The 20569-nt window shown below is 31.2% G+C and carries 17 protein-coding genes; 15 read left to right on the plus strand and 2 right to left on the minus strand.

Translation table 11 applies throughout. The features are described from left to right. The first annotated feature begins 22 nt into the window (after window positions 1-22). Together J2Z26_RS16390 and J2Z26_RS16395 are read left to right on the plus strand one after the other, a co-directional pair. On the plus strand, window positions 23-208 hold the full coding sequence (locus tag J2Z26_RS16390; RefSeq protein WP_227413590.1) for a hypothetical protein: 186 nt from the start codon (window positions 23-25) through the stop codon (window positions 206-208). A 202-nt stretch (window positions 209-410) separates the two neighbouring features. After that, window positions 411-932 carry a double zinc ribbon domain-containing protein gene (locus J2Z26_RS16395; protein WP_193534446.1) on the plus strand — a complete coding sequence of 174 codons (522 nt, stop codon included), beginning with the start codon at window positions 411-413 and terminating at the stop codon, window positions 930-932. A gap of 277 nt (window positions 933-1209) precedes the next feature. Here J2Z26_RS16395 and J2Z26_RS16400 read toward each other — a convergent pair whose 3' ends face one another. Then, a complete protein-coding gene (locus tag J2Z26_RS16400; protein ID WP_193534445.1) occupies window positions 1210-1830 on the minus strand; it encodes a hypothetical protein in 621 nt (206 codons plus the stop codon). A gap of 394 nt (window positions 1831-2224) precedes the next feature. Here J2Z26_RS16400 and J2Z26_RS16405 point away from each other — a divergent pair, with 394 nt between their 5' ends. The 3 genes from J2Z26_RS16405 to J2Z26_RS16415 all read left to right on the plus strand — a co-directional run bounded on the left by J2Z26_RS16405 (window position 2225) and on the right by J2Z26_RS16415 (window position 3583). Continuing rightward, window positions 2225-2440 (plus strand): hypothetical protein, encoded by a 216-nt coding sequence (locus tag J2Z26_RS16405; protein WP_193534444.1) that lies wholly within the window; start codon window positions 2225-2227, stop codon window positions 2438-2440. A 128-nt stretch (window positions 2441-2568) separates the two neighbouring features. Next, the gene (locus J2Z26_RS16410; protein WP_227413589.1) at window positions 2569-3150 is read left to right on the plus strand and encodes a HEAT repeat domain-containing protein; all 582 of its coding nucleotides are present in this window, start codon (window positions 2569-2571) and stop codon (window positions 3148-3150) included. Window positions 3151-3208: 58 nt separating this feature from the next. Further along, window positions 3209-3583 carry a hypothetical protein gene (locus J2Z26_RS16415; RefSeq protein ID WP_193534443.1) on the plus strand — a complete coding sequence of 125 codons (375 nt, stop codon included), beginning with the start codon at window positions 3209-3211 and terminating at the stop codon, window positions 3581-3583. A gap of 57 nt (window positions 3584-3640) precedes the next feature. On the opposite strand, the gene J2Z26_RS16420 is transcribed toward J2Z26_RS16415, so the two are convergent. After that, window positions 3641-4072, minus strand: a complete 432-nt coding sequence (locus J2Z26_RS16420) for a hypothetical protein (protein ID WP_193534442.1) — start codon at window positions 4070-4072, stop codon at window positions 3641-3643. A gap of 168 nt (window positions 4073-4240) precedes the next feature. On the opposite strand from J2Z26_RS16420, the gene J2Z26_RS16425 reads away from it, so the two are divergent. From J2Z26_RS16425 to J2Z26_RS16470, 10 genes are all read left to right on the plus strand, one after another. Continuing rightward, complete coding sequence (locus J2Z26_RS16425; RefSeq protein ID WP_193534441.1) at window positions 4241-4753, plus strand: GNAT family N-acetyltransferase; 513 nt, start codon at window positions 4241-4243, stop codon at window positions 4751-4753. A 112-nt stretch (window positions 4754-4865) separates the two neighbouring features. Next, window positions 4866-5219 carry an Imm8 family immunity protein gene (locus J2Z26_RS16430; RefSeq protein ID WP_193534440.1) on the plus strand — a complete coding sequence of 118 codons (354 nt, stop codon included), beginning with the start codon at window positions 4866-4868 and terminating at the stop codon, window positions 5217-5219. Between the two features lie 122 nt (window positions 5220-5341). Further along, a complete protein-coding gene (locus J2Z26_RS16435) occupies window positions 5342-5869 on the plus strand; it encodes a hypothetical protein (RefSeq protein ID WP_193534439.1) in 528 nt (175 codons plus the stop codon). Window positions 5870-6012: 143 nt separating this feature from the next. After that, a complete protein-coding gene (locus J2Z26_RS16440) occupies window positions 6013-6894 on the plus strand; it encodes a hypothetical protein (RefSeq protein WP_193534438.1) in 882 nt (293 codons plus the stop codon). A gap of 393 nt (window positions 6895-7287) precedes the next feature. Next, window positions 7288-12810 carry a DNRLRE domain-containing protein gene (locus J2Z26_RS16445; RefSeq protein WP_193534437.1) on the plus strand — a complete coding sequence of 1841 codons (5523 nt, stop codon included), beginning with the start codon at window positions 7288-7290 and terminating at the stop codon, window positions 12808-12810. Window positions 12811-12823: 13 nt separating this feature from the next. Continuing rightward, window positions 12824-13186 (plus strand): hypothetical protein, encoded by a 363-nt coding sequence (locus J2Z26_RS16450; RefSeq protein ID WP_193534436.1) that lies wholly within the window; start codon window positions 12824-12826, stop codon window positions 13184-13186. Between the two features lie 452 nt (window positions 13187-13638). Beyond that, window positions 13639-14271, plus strand: coding sequence for a hypothetical protein (locus tag J2Z26_RS16455; RefSeq protein WP_193534435.1), 633 nt, complete (start codon window positions 13639-13641; stop codon window positions 14269-14271). 304 nt (window positions 14272-14575) lie between these two features. Then, entirely contained in the window at window positions 14576-17776 is a 3201-nt protein-coding gene (locus tag J2Z26_RS16460; protein ID WP_193534434.1) for a metallophosphoesterase, read from the plus strand. Window positions 17777-18373: 597 nt separating this feature from the next. Beyond that, window positions 18374-18811, plus strand: a complete 438-nt coding sequence (locus J2Z26_RS16465; protein ID WP_193534433.1) for an SMI1/KNR4 family protein — start codon at window positions 18374-18376, stop codon at window positions 18809-18811. 419 nt (window positions 18812-19230) lie between these two features. After that, window positions 19231-20547, plus strand: a complete 1317-nt coding sequence (locus J2Z26_RS16470; RefSeq protein WP_193534432.1) for a TniQ family protein — start codon at window positions 19231-19233, stop codon at window positions 20545-20547. The last annotated feature ends 22 nt before the right edge of the window (window positions 20548-20569 follow it).

Raw genomic sequence — 20569 nt, forward strand, 5'->3', positions numbered from 1 at the left:
ATGTCTTAAAGGAGAGATATTGATGACTTTATTAACAGCACAAGCCTACATAAATGGGGGAGATATTCTCTTTCAATTGTTTGCTTTTATGGTTTTGTTAGTAATCCCTATAATTCTTGTAGTATTCATTTTCACAAGAAAGAGAAATAGCAGGTTAGCAAGAATTGAAGAAAAACTAGACAAGCTATTAAAAGGAAAAGACCAGTAATTGATAAATTGTATCTTCAGCTAAAGGGGGCTAATCTTCAAGAAAGAGATTGGCTTTTTCTTATTGAAGTAAAGAGCAGGGTTGGTGCAGCAAAGTGAAACCATTTTATCACTCACTTGAAACCTATCTACTAAATCATCCGTATATAATAGAAAATAAATTGCAGCTTTATAAAATAAGATAGTTAAAAAGGGTGAGTAAATTGAGGGAAAATAATAAACATTTTGTAACTAAAGAGCATACTCATGCTAGGACATTTTTTCGGGTAACAGGACCATTATTTCTTTTAATAGGAGTAATTTGTTTTGGAATAGCTGGATATGATTTCTTTACAGTTGATATGTTTGGAGAACCTAAATATTTCTGGCTCTTTTTTGTTGGAATGTCATTTATATTTGTTGGATTGGTGTTGTCTGGTTTAGGCTATGGTGGAAAAGTTGCTAAATATCAGTCAAGAGAATACGCTCCGGTTGCAAAAGATACATTCAATTATTTAGCTAAAGAAACAAAACTAGGTGTACAAGAAATTGCAAGTGGGGTAAAAAGTGAAAAACAAGTAAATTCAGAAATTATTTGTCAATCATGTAACACTTCTAATGACGAGAATGCTAATTTTTGTGATGAATGTGGTGGCAAACTAAAAAAAACTTGCTTAAGCTGTGGAGACAATAATCAACTAGACGCTAAATATTGTGATAATTGTGGTACAAGATTAGAAGAATAGAAGGTATACTCCTTACAGATGCAATTGTTCAATAAGAACAGTTGCCTATATTTTTTTATGAAGCTTTTAATACCAACTTTTCAGTACGAAATATCAATGATTGTTCAGAGGTTATTAAACGAACGGGTGCGAATGTTCAATAAGTGCATTCGCTTTAATCACTAATACATGACGAAATACATACTAAAAGGCATTTGCAATTATTAGCAATGCCTTGTTGATATTTATACTATGTTGTAATTAACCATTCGATGACACCAACAATAAATCTCGTTCATTATTTTCTAATGCGTTCAATGCTTTCTATTCTCCAAGCTTCCTCTTGGTTTTTAAACATACCTTCTCCCTTAGCCAATACGAACTGATAATTATAATGTTTTATGTCTTCATTCGTATGATAAGTGAGGTATATTTTTTCGCCTTCAACCTTAAAATCCTTTAGTTCTTGTATGGTATTAGGTACCCATTCTATAGTTCTTCCGTTAAACGAAATATCAAATGAACATTTACCCTCAGGGCAAAACTGACTGAAATTCAAACCTCTAGTACCTAAGAAAAACTCATATATCTCTTCGAACGTCTTAGCAGACTTGTAGGATTCTACGGTAGTAACTGCCTCATTAAAATCCTGGTAATCTATTGAAGTCTTTAATAAACCATTCTCTTCTTCTAATTTAGATACAGTGGCTATTAACTTTTCGTTTTCACTAAGTAGTTTTTCTGTAATAGTGGCTTGCACTTCTAGTTCCTTCTCCAACGTAGTAACCGATTCTAGCATGTTTTCGTTATCCTCTTGCAGTTCTGTGGCAACACTTTTTACATCAGATTCTCTCATTACAGAAGTAACTGTAATTGCTAGTAATAATACAATTAAACTCGATGTTATATGTTTTTTCATCTTTCCCTCCATAACTAATGACTTCATTAAATAGATATCATAATGAGCAAACTTTGAAGAATTTTTGGTAACATATATGTATTCAATTATTTATAACTTTACATTAAAATTACGAATTAAAGTTCAAAAAGTTTCACTCTTTCAAATATACTCCTAATTTTAGGACGCAGGTATATTAGCTTTATAAGTTTTGAGTTAACTGGTGCGAGAGTGGAACAAGGAGTTGTCGATTGTGGCAATCCTGTTGTTTTATTGAAGTTAACGAGCAGGCTAATTCAATAAATCCCAATCAGTTAAGAAACTTTCTCAGTGTTTATTCGTATAGTTAATTATAGTTATCATATATAGTTCAATGACGAAGTTCTATTGATTAACCTAAACAGGAGGTGTTTATTTGGAAAAGAAAATTGTATATTACTTTTTCATCTCTATATTTTTTGTCCTTTATGTACTTATATTTGATCATTTCTACAAATACATCGACATGTTATTTCCGCCTAACGTTGGGCTGATATTATTTATGTTTCAAATTGGCTTTTCAATTGTAATTCTCGTCCCTGCTTCAGTAGTAACTACCAGGAAAATATTTGAAATAATTCAAAGTCGTTAATTTAAGATTACTAAACTAAAGGGTAGCGTATCTACAATAAGCAGATACGCTTTTTCACTAAAGGAGCAGGCTAATACCGATACTGATAGGATTTATACACCTTCTTATTAAAGTAACGGGAGCGATTGTTGAACAAGCAGCAGTCGCTTCTTTCGTATAGTAGCAGTTTAACGAAAGATGAAGGGAATGAAAAAATGAATTTAGAAATATTAAAAAATGCTTTAGAAAGTATAAATGTTGAGGAAGCAGAAAGCTTGTTGGAAAGGGTCGATGAAATTAAAAACAATGATGCTCTTCCTCTTCTTATCAAGTATTTAAAATGCACTGAAAATCACAGAATACGAAATGCAATTGCTATTGCACTCAGTGACATTGGTGATGAGGCTGCCGTAAAACCACTAATAGAAATGATAAATGACCCTAAAACTATCGGCTATAGAGGTTCTTTGTTATTTGCATTAAAGCCTTTTGATTGTTCAGAATACCTTGAAACATTGGTTTATCATCTTCTTACAGGAAACTATGAGGTCCAAATGAACTCGTATCAACTAATTGAAGAGAACGTGAATTCAACCATCAGCGATGAAGTTTTATTAAATTCTATTTTAAAGGTAAAAAAAGAACTCGATGAGATAGAACGTCAAACGGAGATACTTTCAGATGCTTTAGAAATGTTATTGACTCTAAAGAAAAATATAAAAATTGACTAAGGCTTATTCAATTAACGGGGGCGAAAGCTGAACAAAGAAATTAAGTAAGGTGATGAAAATGATAAAAAACGTCGAACTAATTACAAACGAAGTTCAAGATTTTTCTCTAATAAACATTATTCTTATAACTGGCTTCTCTGTTTCTTTTTACAAAGAATTTGAAGAAAACAAATCCTTACTCGATATTGATTTTGTTATTGAAGATATAGACGGTAATAAGTTTCTTGCAAAATTCCACTTTCATAATCCAGAAAGTATTCGTTTTGAAAGTGGTGGTCCATATCATCAAATATCAATAAAAATTGAGGACATTGAGGACAAAGGTTGGGAAAATAAAAGGTATGAAGTGATTGACTATGAAGGAGATACTCTTCATTTTTTTTGTTCTGATATTGAGGTGATGTCAATAAAAGGAACCAATTATTTCATTTAAGTTTGTTGTGCTAACGGGTGCGTTTCTGCAAGTGGTAGAAACGCCTTGTTTGAATAATTACTCGATACTTTCCGTATTAATGTTAATATTTCCACCACTCGTAACTCTATTCATACCTACCACTTCCACAACTAAATGGTGGTGAAGGAAAGGTTCATCTATTTTCCATGTTAAAGAATACTTTTGAGTCTCATCAAACTTTTTACTCTTGTCTTCATTAATGTCATAACCGATAAGTTTTCTTTCCCACCATGTCTCAGTACCAGTAGGGATAAGCCAAAAAAGAACAGTTTCTGTATTCTGGGCTTCCACAAAGATTGTTATTTCTTTTGTTCCCTCTGGCACAGTAACCCAATTATCCTTTACAGGAATATTGGTAAAAGCACTTGTTATGACTTTAGGTGAAGGAACTATAACCTTGTTGTTAACGGCTAGATTAGTTAAATTAATTATAAGGTTTAAAGAAATTAAAGTTTTAAGAATTACCATTATTACCACCTCGGTGGTATTATTCTCAGCATTTAAATTACTATGTGTTATTGCATTAACGGGGGCAAATCTTTCATAAGACGGGTACTGATCTAAGGAGGATTGGTACCTCTTTTTGTTGAAGTATAGGAGCAGTTACCTTTAATAAATAAAGTCATGGAGGAAGATATGAATTTAAAAGATAATAATGCCGAGAATATAAAACTTAGACCTTTATCCATAGATGATTTTTCATATGTTTTAGAATGGAGTAAGGATGATAAATTCTGTTTAGCAAATGATTGGGAATTAAAGAGAAACGAGCAAGAATTATATAAATGGTGGCAACATTGTGTAAATAATTTATCTGGAGATTTTATTCGATTGGCAATTGAATTAGAAAATAGGTTAATAGGATATGCAGACCTAGCTTGTATTAAAGGTGATGAAGCTGAATTAGGCATTGCAATTGGTGATAGTTCGCTATGGGGAAAAGGAATTGGTTTTAATGCTAGTATATCTATGATGGATTATGCTTCTAAACATCTAGGTATTACAGTTTTTAATGCAGAGACACATGAAACAAATATTCGTTCTAGAAAGATGCTTGAGAAAATAGGGTTTAAGGAAATTAGTAGGATTGGAAGGGAAGAATACTTAGGAACAGAGAGCCAACTAATACAATACAGGCTTTCATCATAAAAAAGTTACTTTATTTCGCTAACGAGAGCATTTCTTCAAGAGGAAGAAGTGCTGTGTTTCAATTAAAGTAGAGTTTACTAAAAGATAAATAGTGTGTTAAAGGATGATAAATATGAGCTTGGAAATAAAAACCTATGATGCATCAGGTTTTTTAGAAATTGAAGAGCTTCACAATTTAAAGTACGAGGGTGATGCAGAGTTTCATTTCTACCTGACTCTTACAATAGGTATTAAAGGTTCTGATAGTGGTGATTTATTTTCAATCTTAGTAATGACACCAATGGCAAATAAAAATTACCAAATTAATAAAAATGAAAAGCACTATCTATTTAAATATGGTGACAACTGGGAGGCTCTTTATAAATCACTATTTGAAATAGTAAAAAGTTGTAGTGCAGATTCTTGGGATGAATCAGTAAGAAAGTTAAGTAATCACTTTAGTTGGGAGTATGATGGTATTCGATAAGGTGGATGTCTTATTGAATTAAAGGGAGCTTATCTTTAATAAGACAGGGACTAATCCACGAGGTAGTACCTTTTTTATTTAAGTGTAGAAGCAGTTATTAAGAATAACTAAACTGGTTATTTATGGTAAAAATATATGATTATAAAAAGGGGTTGGTATCCATTAGAATATTAAAGTTAAGTTTGTTTGTGATTTCCCTTTTACTACTAAGTGGTTGTTTTGAAAGTTCATCTAAGACTGAAATTGAACATTTTTCTACGAAAGAAAAAGCGTTAGAACACTTTATTAAAAAAGAAAAAATAAAAGGGAACATTGATTTGATTACAACAACAAATAAGGACCAGCTTTTATTAACACATTGGACTAATAATACTTATTTTGTTGGGGAGTTAAAGGAAGATGAAAAAGGGTATTACGCTGAGAGAATATCTAATTATTTTCAAATGGAGAGTAGTGGTTTTGGTTGGGAGCTTTCCGCGTTGAACGGTAATGAATATACTATATTTTTACAAAAGAGCAATGAACCTAATTTTATAAAGTTGTCTAATGAGAAATTATTCGTTTCCATACTAATAGGGCATACATTGAGTACAAATTCAAAAAATGAAACAAATGCAATAAAAGACTTTGATACTATAAAGAGTGATTAAACTAACAGGGGCGATTGTGAAAAATGATAAGGTGTTGATCCAATATGGATTAACACCTATTCACTTTGTTTTATAGGGAAGTTTAGTTAAACAACCACTAGGAAAAAATATAAGAAAGTTGCTTTTAATATAGGGGGAACTTCATGAACAATACACCTAATAACGATAATTATTTTATTACAGATGGTAGTTGGAATATAGGGAAGGTACTTGTTTGTACTGGAGAGTGGGACCCTAAATTAATTGAAGTAATGCGGGAAAATGGAATTGTTAATTTAAGATTAAGCGGTTCAGTCGGTAGGGAGGGAAAAGATATTAACTTTCTTTCCTCAATCCCATTCTTGAAAGGGATTGAAATCTATTTTTCAAGTATAAAGGATTTAAGTCCAATCTATTCTTTAGAAGAATTAGAGGTTTTAGGTCTTGATGGTTACATCAAAGCAGAGTTTGACTTTAATAAATTACCTAAGTTAAAAAAATGTTTTATTACTTGGAATAAAAAATATCAGAATTTATTTGATGTTAGTACGCTAAATCATTTGATAATTGATAAATATCCTTTTGAAAACCTCAATGCAATGTCAAATCTAAAAGATTTAGAAATCTTAGATATTACTTCTCGAAAGTTACAGTCTTTAAAAGGGATTGAATCCTTAAAAAAACTTCAAGAGTTAAAAATGTTTAGGTGTGTAAACCTTATTGATCTTAGTGGAATTGAATACCTTACTGAATTGAGAGTATTGGACATTAATACATGTAGAAAAATCCATAATTTGAATGGCTGCGAAAAGTTAGATAAGTTAGAACAAATTAGACTAGAAAATTGTAAGGAAATTGATAGTCTTCGTTTATTAAAACATTGTAATCGTTTAAAAAGAATTATTTTCATCGGTGATACTAGTATTGATGATGGGGATATAAGTGAATTATTAAAGTTGCCGCTGTTAACAGATTTACGGTTTACCGAAAAAAAGCATTACACCTTAAAAAGGGAACAAGTATCTACTCTTTTGCAGAGGAAATGAATTAAAATTAAATATATCTTGCTGTTGTTGCACTAACGGGTGGCTTTTGTACAACAGCTTCTATTACGAACGGGAGCAAGAGGTAAAAAAGGCGATCATTAAAAGTGACCGTCTTTTTCTTATCTAAAATACCATGATGGCTGTTTTGGAATATTCTTCAAACTATTCTGTGCAATTATATTAATAGGAAAGTATTTACTGTAAATTAATGATTACTTAAATCATCGTCCTTACGGGTATAAACTTTCATGTTTTATTGCTTTCAACCTACTAATATTCAATGTAACACACCAACATTATCCATTCCTTCCATGAAATTAACATATTAATCCTACTTTTAAAAAGTATAAGATTGAAAAGGATTAAAAAATTCATTTTCATCTAGGAGGAAGCATGAAGAACAAAGCATCTAGGTATTCACAAACTATTAAGGTTCTTTTATCAATTATTTTACTCTTTGCATCTTTTCCCTTTCATTATTTAACTGTAAGTGCAGAAACAACGGAAGAAATAGTCAATTCCCAACTGCCACTTGAAGGGAATGACAATCCCGGCATTCCAGTCGCACCAATTATAACTCCTTCTATAAATATAATAGAAGACGTACCACTAGTAAAGAAACGAGAAGCAAAAGAAGCAGTGGAGCTTCGGACTGAAAAATCCTCGACTATTGACAATGGAGATGGTACCTACACCTCAAGTTTTTATAGTAACCCTATTCATACTTTGAAAAACAATAAATTCGAAAAAATTTCACCCTCGTTTAAAATGGAAAAAGGAGACCCCACTACAGTTAACGAAGCAAGCAACGAAGACGTAGTCTCTGAAAATACGAAATTAGGAATTCGTTTTGCCCCGGTTATTCATAATGGTAAATATGCTAGATTCTCATACGGCAATAACAAAATGACTATGATATTTACAGGTAGTGAAGGAGATAAGCCTTTTACAAAACCTACAAATGTCCGTGCATCTTATGAAGAGAATCAAATTTTTTATAAAGATGTGATTCCATCAATCACCCTCCGAAATATCATTTCTGATAGCGAAGTAAAAGAAGATATTATTTTATCTAGTTACCAAGGTTACCATACGTTTGAATTTTTTATCGATACAGAATTAAAAGGAACATTAAGAGAGAATGGGGAAGTCGTTTTCTCCTTCCCTGATGGAGAAGAACAGTTGGTGTTTCCTAAACCTTATATGGTTGATTCGAATATTGATTCTCAAACAGGGGAACCTGAATACTCTGAAAATGTTCATTATGAGTTAACGAAAGAGCAAAAGGGCTATGTGGTAAAGGTAGTGGCTGATGCTAATTGGCTAAAAGATTCAAAACGCGTTTATCCTGTTTATATTGATCCAACAACAAAACTCCAAACCTCCAAGGATACATTCGTCTCTAGCGCTTATCGTACAACAAACTATGATAAGTTTTGGGATAATGCAATTGGCTCTTATGTATTAAAGGTTGGGTATGTTGATGATACTACTGGTTTTAATTACGCATATGTTCAGCAAGATGTGTCAAGTATCCAATATTCTACAATAAACACAGCATTATTTAATTTATATACAGTTCATTCTTACCAACCTACCACTCCTACAGAGGTATGGATTGATAAGGTAACAGAATCCTGGCAAGCAGGTACGTTAAATTGGAATAACATGCCTAGCCAAATCGGAATAAGCAATAATCAAGTAAGTGTTCATAAAGGACAATGGGCAAGTTTTAACGTAAAAGATACAGTGCAGTCATGGGTTAACAATCCTAGTACAAATCACGGCTTTAAGGTTCATACGAAAAATCATGGGTATACGCACTGGAAGAAGTTCTACGCATCGGAACATAGTAATGTCGATTACCGCCCTCATTTAAATATATCCTATTCATATCCAGCTCCTGCATCTCCTACCGCAACAACTGGATATACAGTTGATAAGAAGAGAGGGTTTGTTGATCTTACCTGGAACCCAGTTCAAGGAGCGTCTGGTTATTATATTTCAATCTATAATGGTGTTAACTACGAGAAGATAGATGTTGGGAATGTAACCAAGTGGTCAACCCTAGGAAAGGGGATTTGGCCTACGGACGCCGAAATTTTCAATAAGCGTTATCAGTTGCATATAACAGATTCTAATGGTACTGATTTACCTTTTGATCCTTCACCCGTTTATAGAAATTCTGGTGGGCAATATACCAAAAATCAAAATTATTGGTTCCGCATATCCGCGAAATACCCTAACGGACAAGAATCATTAGTATCCGACGCTGCTATGCCAACTATTCCTCTACCTACTGTGGATACTCCACATGGGATAGCCCATGTAGATGCATCAAAAAATGATACCGGATATGTAAATCTAAAGTGGAATCCAGTTCCAGGTGCATCGGGGTATAAAGTATGGGTATGGAATGGAGAGGAATATCAGGCAATCAAAGTAGGGAATGTAACAGAGTGGTCAACAAGAGGGCAAAAAATTTGGCCTACAAGTGGTCACACCCTTTCTAATGATGATTCTGTTTCGAGTAGAACCGGTACCGATCTATCATTAGATCCAACTCAAGTTTATAAAGATGCTTTTCAATATGGTACAATTACGAATCGTAAAGACTATAGTAATGATTTAAAATATTATTTCAGAATTTCGGCATACAATGAAAATGGTAATCAAAGCTTAAATAACTCTGAAGCTTTTTATTCTAAAATATCTAGCAATATTGGTTTTGAAACTACTTTACCTATGATTGATATAGCAGGTGGTTGGGTAAATGCGAAATCAGGAAACATTGTTTTACCTATTGTGGATTTTAGTCTAGGGAATAAAGGTGACGGAATTGCGTTTAAAAGAACTTATAACCATCATCTTAATTTAGAGTCAGAAAACAATTGGTTTTTCAGCTTTAATATGAATATTCAAGAACAAACTAATGGAAATATTTTATATAAAGATTCAGATGGGACTTTGCATCACTTTAAGAAACTAAATGATGAAACATATGAAATAACCAGTGATATTACTCTAAGTAAAATTTCAACTGGATATATAATTGGAGATTACGAAGGGGAATATACATTTGATTTAAATGGCCATTTAATAGGTATAACAGACAATGACTCTAATAATATTTCAATTACTCGTGTAGAAGAAAAGTTATTGATAACTTCAGATTCTGGTGAAAATGTTGAAATTTATACAAGTTCTAACCAAATTGATTATATCTTAATAAAGAACCAAAATTTAAAAATAGAATATATTTATAGTGAAGGTAGTTTAGCCACTGTAAAATATAGTGATTTAAATAAACTTGAAACTCCTAATGAATATCAAGTTCAATATATTTATGAAGAAAATAAATTATCTGTATTATTACCAAACCATTTTAGCCCTAATAAACCAGTAGAAAATGAATATAAAAATATTTATGTATTTAATGATAATAGACTTACTCAGGTAGTCGTACCTGTAAGCGAAATTAACGAAAATTCTATAATAGAAAGAAAACAAATAGTTACAAATATTGAATATGATATTTTAAATAGGATTACAAAGAAAATATTGCCAAAGGGAAATATTAATACGCTAAATTATGACTTAAACGGAATTCCAGTAAATTTTGATGAAAAGAGTTTAGCCGAAAATAAATATTCAATTATTTATGATATTACAAAAAGGACAGAAGACGAGATACAAGATGGTTATAAATTCAAGTTAAAAAGAGATCTAAATGGAAATATTATTTACAAGGAAACCTCAGAGATAGAGTGGGATCAAGTAAATAATAAGCCGCTATATGATACAAGTGGAGAATTAATAGTTAAAAATAAAATAGAAACTAGAGAGTTTTTATATGACGAAGCCGATAGGCTTATTGAAACAAAGGAAAGAATAGATGAGAAAAATGAAATCACAGGAGAAATAGAAGAAAAACAACTAATAACAAAACTTTATTATGATTTAAATAGTAATCTAATAAAAGTAATTCAACCTAATAATGCCTCTAGAAAATATGATTATAATAGTAATGAACAAATTAATCTTAGCTATATTAACGGTAATTTAAGGTACAAATATTTATATGAAAATGGAATTCTGTCGCAGGTAGAGGACTTAGCGTTAAATATAAAGAAGGACTATAATTATAACGTGGATACAAATGAATTATTAAGTTTAAATCTATATGAGTATGGAACTATAAATTGGAGATACAATATTGACGAAAATCTAGAAGTGCTAACAATAATAGATAAAAATGCAAATCAATACAGCATAAAATATCTAAATCAATTCGATACTTCTTCACATACAAAAACAATAACTGACTTATTCAACGGAAACGAATTTATACTGACAATGAATCAAATTGGAGATATTACTAGTATCAAGTCTGGTAATAATATTTCCTCGGTATATTCATATGATGAGAATAATTTATTGAAAAATTTGCAAATTAATAAAACTGATGGCTCACTTATTGCATCATATAGTTATGAAAAATATGACGGTAATGGTAATATTTTAGACTTTGTTTCAAATGGGGAAAATATTCAATATATTTTCGATGATAAAAATCAAATTAAAAAAGTAAATATTAATAATAATGAGATATATGAATATCAGTATGATAATCAGGGAAATATACTTTCAAAGACCTATAGTAAAAACGCTAGTCTAATAGAGAAAAATGAGTATAGTTATGTTTCTGATTATAATGGTAATAGAATTGACACAATAAATGGAGTTTCTATTGATTATAATCTAACAGGAGAAATAGAAAGTGATCAAAAAAATAAATACCAATGGAATGAACTAGGTCAATTAGTTAAAGTGTTTGATAAAGAATCAGATAACCTCTTAGCTTCTTTCAAATATGACGAAGAAGGGAGAAGGATAGAAAAAGATATAAACGGTAACAAAACAAGATATATATATAATGGAGACAGTGTAAATGTATTGTATGAAACCGATGAACTTGGAAAACTGTTAAGATATTACACTTATGATGATGTGAAAGGAACCCGTTTAAGTGTAACTGATATTACTAAAGAGGGAACATATTTTTATCATTATAATCATCATGGAGATGTAATAGCTATTTCAAATGAAAATCAAGAGATTATCGCTAGGTACGAATACGATGTATGGGGAAAAGTAATCTCTAAAACTGGAACTTATGCGGATGAAAATCCTTACAGGTTCTCTGGATATTACTATGATAAAGAAATATATCTTTATTATTTAACCTCGAGATATTATCATCCTGAGCACAGTATATTTTTATCACGTGATTCAATGACTAAAGATGTCCATAATTTAAGTAATATTAATGTATATAGTTATGCAAAGAACAATCCAGTCTCATTTAATGATCCGAGTGGAGAAACCTTTACATGGGCACTTAGACAAATTTCAAATATATACTCAAAAGGCGTTGTAATAGATGAAGAGGCTTCATTAATGATATTTGGCGCAAATGCAATTGCTCCAGGAAGGTATCGGAATATTTACGTACCACTACATGAAATTGCTCAAGTCAATATAGCAAAAAAACTAGGCCAAAACGCAATCCTTGAACAAAGAATAGGAAAGTACGAAGCGGATGTAGTATTAGGAAAAGAGCTATGGGAAGTAAAACCTATTTCTGGAAAAGACCCAAAGAATCAACTTGAGAAATATACGTTCGAGACTGGTTATGTTAAAGGGCATAAGCTTAAAACAATTAATGATATAACTGTCTTAGGAGAGATTAAAATGGAGATTACATTTCCAAAAGAGGGAGAAGCAAGGTATAGGTTATATTATAAAAAAAATGGAGTAATAACAACTTTAACAACTGTATATGCAGCTAAATTAATTATTGAAGAAATTATAAAAAGGACACCTGCTGGCAGAAAACTAGCACCAGCTTTTTAATGGAGGGCAAAACATGGATCATATTGAAGGATACTGGAATGGAGTGGATGGATATTATTCACCACCTAAATTTACCCGTAAAAAGGGGACTATTATGAAAATATTTGTTGAGGGTGACAGAGAAATAGACCCTATTAAACCTGAAACATTTGGTGATTTTTTAAAAGAATGGGCTTATGATACAACCAATGGTTGTATTAGACCTTATAAAATTTTAATTTATTCTCATGATAGATACTCCTTTACAGTTCAAGTAGAGATTATTAGAAAAAGAAAAGATATCGACGAGCTTAAGCATTTTTACAAAGGAATTCACGATTATTTCAATTTTTATGATATAAAAATTAAGAAGTTTGAAACTTCATTAATTTCCTAGTAGAATTAAATTTAAGAATTATTATAGAATATAGCTTCAATCTTAGGAAGATCTTAGGGACTTTTCTCCTTAAGATCTTTTTTAGTTTTTGGCAAGCTAAATAAGTTATCAATTTTGAATGAATTTAGGTTTATTAAATAAATGATGTCATTTACCAAGCTTTTAAAATATTATAAAATTAACATTTATCTTCACCTTTTCTCTTGACTATTCAAATATAGAAGTGGAGAGAAATGCAATTCTTAAACAACGTGACTTTTGGTGAAGCTATAGTCGGCATAGTAGCCCTTGAACTTTTGAAAAATTGTACTTAAGCTAAAAGGCAGTGTATCTGTAAGAAGCAGATATGCTTTTTCACTATTTAGGGATATAAATTTATTTACCATTTATCTTTAAACCGAAGTGTAAGACAATTAAGTAGAACAAATGAATTAAAAAAGGCGGGTTACTATATGGGAACAAGTTTTTCGAACGTACAAATAAAAACAAAAAATATAGAAGCAGTAAAAGAAGCACTTATAAAACTTCATGAAGATAAAGAATCTGATAACTTGTTTGTAATGGGTAAACAAAAATATTATTTTGCAAAGTCAGATGAATGGATTACTCTTTTAAACGAAATGTATGATGGGTTTTATTATGATTTTTCTATTCTCTTATCAAAATACATAAATGTTCCAATGTTTGTTATTGAATGTTTTGATGAATGTCTATTGGAGATATGTTTTATTCAGAGCGGGAAAATAGTGACTAAGCATAAATCTGATGAGGAAGAAGAGTTTGGCATAGATGAAATAAATGAAGAGATAGAGAAACTAAAAGAATTATTTGGTCAAGACATAAATGAAGACTATCTTCCTGAAGCCTCCAGTCATCAACTGGGGGATGTCGGAGCGATAACTAAATTATTAGACCTCTATGGTAATGAAGAAAAACTTACTGAGATATTAAAGGTTGAGGATATTGAAGAGAAAATTTCTTCCTTAGAAAATTTATTCAATATCGATATCTGGGTTAAAGCTGATTGGATTGAGGGCGATGACGATTTAAAGTTGAAATTCCAACCGCTGTCTATAGAAATGTAGGTTGATAAATCTTCAACTAAAGGAGAGCTCTAATCCAAAAAGGATTAGAGCTTCTTTTTGTTGAACTATAGAAGCAAGAATGTTTAACATCTACTGGTTGCTGACATAAAACCGGGTGTTTTGTGCGTTTAACATGTTACCTATTTTGAGGGTAAAAAGAACAGTTGTTGTTTTCTTACAATTTCAATGGCGAACTAGTTTGAAGTACTTAAGAAAGTAGAAATTAATTCGTTTTTACGAAGGAAATATGAAAGGTTTGTCGAAAGTTTAGAGTAAATTAATTGATTGGTGGTATTTTCTAAATATGTTAAGAATTGTACACTTTTCAGATTTGCATTTAGACTCAAATGAAATAGAAGATGTTAAAAACTTTATCGTTAACCCAATGATTAAGGATCTTAAGAATTACAATGAACAAAAGGAAATAGACTTAATTGTTTTTTCAGGGGACTTGATTGATAAGGGTGGAAGAAGTTTTGGAAACGATATATCACTTGGGTTTATGAACTTTGAAGAAATTGTAATCCAACCTATCCTTAATGCACTTAATTTATCTAAAGATCGATTCTTCTTTACGATTGGGAATCATGATATTGATCGAAATGCTGATAGCATTGTGCTTGAAAAAGGTCTCGAACACACCCTGGTAAATATTTCGAATATAAATTCCTATATTGATACTAATGACTTACAAGGTTCTCAACGGGTTGTAGCTTTTAAAGAGTTTGAAAAATACTTTTATGAAGATTTCAATGGAATCAAAGAGTTATCAAATTTTCAGTCTGCTTTTAAGATACCAATATCAGGTATTGATATTGGTATTACTAGTTTTAATTCAGCCTGGAGATGTTATGACAGTGACTTAGACAGAGGGAAGATTGTTCTAGGTGAGAGACAAATTACAAGAGCGAGAGATGTTATTAAAGAAGCTGATGTAAAAATAGGAATTATTCATCATCCGTTAGATTTTTTTGCTCCATTTGAAACTAGAGTTATTGAAAGTATGATGACAACTGATTATGATATTTTACTTTGTGGCCATGTTCATGAGGGGAGTACATGGACTAAATCAATATTTCTGGGAACTACATACGTATCTGTTTCACCGTCCAATTGGACAACTAATTCTCGAACAAGTGATAGGTATATAGCTAATGGATATTCCATTATTGATTACGATATTGATAACAGTCGAATACAGACTTTATATAGAAGGTACAGTCATCCTAAGGAAAGTTTTGTAGCAAATACTGATATTGGGGATGATACTGGAAAAACAGTATTTAATATGCCAAGTAGTGAAGTTGTAAAAAAAAGAGATGTTGAAAAAGCCATTATTACAACTATAAGAGAAGTTCAATTGGCTGAAATTGATGAACATCTGATAACTTATAATACTGAAACTCTTGCACCTAAAAAAATTGAAGAAATGTTCGTACTACCTAAAATAACGGTCCAAGAAGAAATTGTAGTAAACGGTGATGAGGTTCATAAAAAAGAACAAACCTACAATATTGAGGATATATGTTCCTCGAGTCATAATATACTATTAGTTGGCGGAAAGGAATATGGAAAAACAGTTTTATTAGATAGAATCCTTCTCGAATTTACCAATAATATAGGGTCATATGCCAAGCTTCCTGTTTACTTTGATAATCAAGATATATTAAGAACCACTCGAATCGAAACGATTATTAGTCGATATTTAAATGTTGGAATAAGAGAAGTAAAGGATTTATTGGTAAATCATAATCTTGTTTTAGTCATTGATAACCTTTCGTTTGATGAAAGTAATAAATCCTTTTTGTTAAAACTTAATGATTTTATTATGGAGTTCCCAGATATCCAAGTAATAGCTACTTGTACTAGTTCAATTGAAGGTGAGATACCTGCAGAAGCATTACATTCAACACCTCAACTATTACACTATTTTAAGGTTGCATTTATAAAACGTTTCCGAACAAAGGAAATGAGAGAATTAATGAACAAATGGTTTATTGGACATGAGCTATTTGATCAACCAGATAAATTGCAAAATTTAATTAAAACATTTTCGACATTGAATTTACCAAGTACCCCGTTGGCTGTTTCCATGTTTTTATGGATTATTGAAACGCAAGAAAATTACAAGCCGATTAATAATGCAACAATGTTAGAAAATTTCATTGAACGTATATTTACAAAAACATCGGATAGTGAAATCTATTTAAGTGAATTTAACTTTAAAAATAAAGAACGATTACTAACGGAAATTGCCTATTATATGTATGAGGTAAATGACATAAATTATCGTATCCCATACAGTGTGCTAAGAGGCTTTATAGAAGAAAACTTAAGGGTAAAGAAATTTGATTACGATGAAGAAGAACTCTTACGTCACTTTATTAGAAAAGGTGTTTTAACAATTGAAAAAGATGGGCTAGAGAGATATGTGAAATTTAAGTTTACTTGTTTTTTTGAATTCTTTTTAATGAAGAATATTGATATTAATAAAAAATTCAAAGAACATGTCTTTTCAGAGGAACATTATCTCAATTTTATAGAAGAGATTGACTACTACACTGGCTTAAAAAGGGATGAAGCAGAGTTACTACAAGAATTTCAAAAAAGAATGATGAAGGAATACGATAAAATAAATACAGCAATTGAAAAAACCGATCTTGGGTATGACAATGTTTTTGAAACGTTAAAAACCATTACTGAGAAGTTAGATAAAAAGTTACTAGAAAGAATTAGCGATGAGCCAAAACCTTCCGAAGAAGAGTTTGATCATGTTTCAGATACTGCTTTAGAAAGTACAGATGAGAAACATGACATTGTTAAGAAAGAACAGGGTATCAATCCCTTAAAAAAACTAGAAAAGATGTGGGTAATCACTGCAAAAGTTTTAAAGAACACAGAAGAAACAGCAGTAGAAAACTTAAAAACACAAGCATACAGAGATATAGTAAAATGCTCTATGGCATTTGTTAGTCTATACAAATTCTTATTAGACAAATACTTTGAAGAGCAAAATGAAGAGGTTAAGCCGATTGATAGTAAGGAGGGGATGGATGATTTCATTAGAAAGTTCCTACCTGCTATCCATCAAGTTGTAGTTTACCAAACGTTAGGAACTGCTAAACTTAACATTGTTATTCAAGAGGTTATTGAAAGTATAATGGATAATCCAAACGTAACAGATCTGGAAAAGTTTATTGCTGTATTTACATATGCTGATTTAAAGGGTAAGGATTACTTAAAATACATCGACCAGTTAATTAAGAATATCAAAAGGTACTATATTAAAGACATGGTTTTTTTGAAATTGATAAACTATTACTATCAAACAAAATCTAAAGAACTTGAGGATAATTACAGATCTTTACTTGGTGAGTTGATTCCCGATAAAAAGATAAATGTTCAGTCAAAAGCTAAGTTACATCGTAAGGGAAATGTGATTAGTTTATTAAAAGAAAAAAAATTGATTAAAACAAAGTTTAGCAAAGAAGAAATTGAAGATTGATAAGAAATCCATAATAAATTAAGGCCTAATAAAAATATTATTAGGCCATTCTTTTGAAATTTGGGTTATAGAGTTTTCATAGGATGTGTATTGCATTAGATCATGCGATTGAAGAATATGCAATTCGACTTGCAGTTGCCGCAGCAATTCCACAAACCAAATCGTAAATAAAGGTAGAGGTAATCGCGTCTTTCTGAGTTCTCGAAAGAAGGCTTATCAGTTGAGTTAGGTATAATTGACACTTTGCCAAGTTTCGCAGGAGTACAATTGGAAGATTTACAAATGCTTCAATCTGGAGACATATAAGGTATTATTTACTAAATCCGAACCAATATTTAAGTGTTAACGAATCTTCATCCAAGGACAGTTATCGAGCAGATAACAATAATAAAAAAGATTTTAGAAAGATAGATTTCTTAAAATGCATGATATTTGCTCATTAAAAATCTTACCAAATCAAATTGTGCTAACCGGAGCTCTAATTATAGAAGGTTTAGGGCTTCTTCTGTTGAAATATAGAAGCAGTTTAAAGGAAGAAGGATAACACAAAATAAAGTTGAATTTTCTCTTTAAACTAATAGGGCAGGTGTTTTTTAAATGAAAGATGTTAGAGAACTAATTCATACAAGGAAATTAGGGGTAGATGAATCTGATATAAAAGCAGCAGAAAATAAGTTAGGTGCTGTTTTTCCAGACCAATATAAAGAGCTTTTCAAGTTAGTTAATAATGCAGAAATAGGTGAATGGATACTTTATCCTATCAAAGACCATAGAAATACTAAAAAGACCTGGGATGATGTTGTTAGACAAAATACTGTAGTCAGAGAAGAACATATGTCAGAAGATCTTATTGCAATCGGTGATGATGGTTCGGGAGATAAATTATGCCTTAAAGAAAATGACGGAATAATGGGGAATGAGATTTATCTTTGGTATCACGAAGATGGAGAAATCGAAGAGTATGCTTCTAGTTTGAAAGAATTTATAATTTCAATATCAGATGAAGATAACGAAGACGATTTAGAGGACGAATAAATCCTTGTTCAACAAACAGGTAGCTTTAACACAATAAGGAATAAAGTAAAGGAGCTTAAAACATGCAAAGTTTATACATTTCTTGGATATTTGGGCTCTTTTTCTATTCATAAAATATACTGCCATAAACAGCATTTTTTGACTGCCGAATACAAACTGGATTAATAGAAACTAAAGTTTTTCGGACCGGTTAGTTTTATTAGGAGAAAGATTAATAAAGCCTGTATCTATGATTACTTTGTAATCTTTGATACAGGCTTTTTCATTCGGAAAATATACATATATATTTTTAAAAGTTAGCAGTTTCTTTTATTTTTTTAAAATCATTTAACATATCAGGCAAGTAGACATAATAAAAAAATTGAATAAAATTCCATTACTTGTATATTTTAACTATTAAATATACAAAAGGAGAATTTATGGAGAATATTTTAAAGTCACAATACCCGTCAAGAAGTGTTCTCTTCAATATTGAACCATTAGGTTTGGGAACACCTTATGTTGAATCATTATCAAGTTATATTTCACGCCTAGCAAGATATCATTGTTTATCCACCGGTACTTTATTCTCGAAGCTAATTGCTATTTATTTAAACAAGTACTATATAACTGAAATTGCCGGAAGAGGAGGAGATGGATTCTATGATTCGTCAAATGGAGTCAATGGTATAGGAAGTCTTGCAATTGATTTTGTAGAGGTAATAGAGTTTTTAACATCAAGAAACAATATATCCAAGCTAACATTTTTGCCATGGTCAAGCATACTTCCTACAAGAGGGTTAATGGAAACAAAGAAAAAGTGGTGCCCGTTTTGCTATGAAGATTCATTAGCCAATCAAAGCGAAGTATATGATCCACTTATTTGGTCTCTTAAGGAAAGTAAATATTGCTTAAAGCATAAAGTAACCTTGGTTTCTACTTGTAATAGATGCTATAGGAAGATAAATTTCCTCTCAAGAGATTCAAACCCTGGGTTTTGTCATTCGTGTAAAAGCTGGCTGGGAAGCCATACTGAAACTTTCTATAATGAAATAGAACCACTCGATATGAAAATTGGGAATTCAGAAAGAATTGGTGAAATGTTAGAAATTAGTTCTGGAGTAAGGCCAATAAATATCCGGAGAAGCCAAGTTGGTGAAGCATTAAATTTTTACCTAAATAGCTGTTTTAAAGGTGACCTGAAAGCTTTTGCTCATGTTCTTGAAACTCCGATAACTACATTTCGATATTGGCAAAAGGGAATAAACCTGCCTCCTTTAAGGGGTTTACTTAAGATCTGTTTAAACTTAGACATCGGTCTATTAGATTTTATAGAGATGAAACATATTGAGATACATAGCTATGAAAATAAAGTATTTTCGCAAACGTATACAAAAGAAATCAAGAAGTATGATCACGACAAAGTAAAGGCAATTCTTATGGAGGAGATAACAAATCCTAAAGGTACATCATTATCCCAACTCGCTAAGGTCATTGGCTGTGACCGTAAGTTATTATATATAAAGTTTCCAAATGAATCCAAACAAATAGTAGACAATAATAAAAGCAACTTAATGTACAGAAAAATAGAAAGACGTGTCACCTCTGAGGAAAAGCTTTTAAAAGCTATCAAAAATTTACTAGATAAAGATTTATATCCTAGTAGACGAAGGGTTGAACATGAACTCGATGGGGAAATTTTACTAAAGGAAAGCCATTTTAGGGCAATATGGAATCAAATGATAAAAAATTTGTAGGAAAAGAAGGATTTAATTTATT

The sequence above is a fragment of the Cytobacillus luteolus genome (genome assembly GCF_017873715.1).
Taxonomy (GTDB): Bacteria; Bacillota; Bacilli; order Bacillales; family Bacillaceae_L; genus Bacillus_BV; species Bacillus_BV luteola.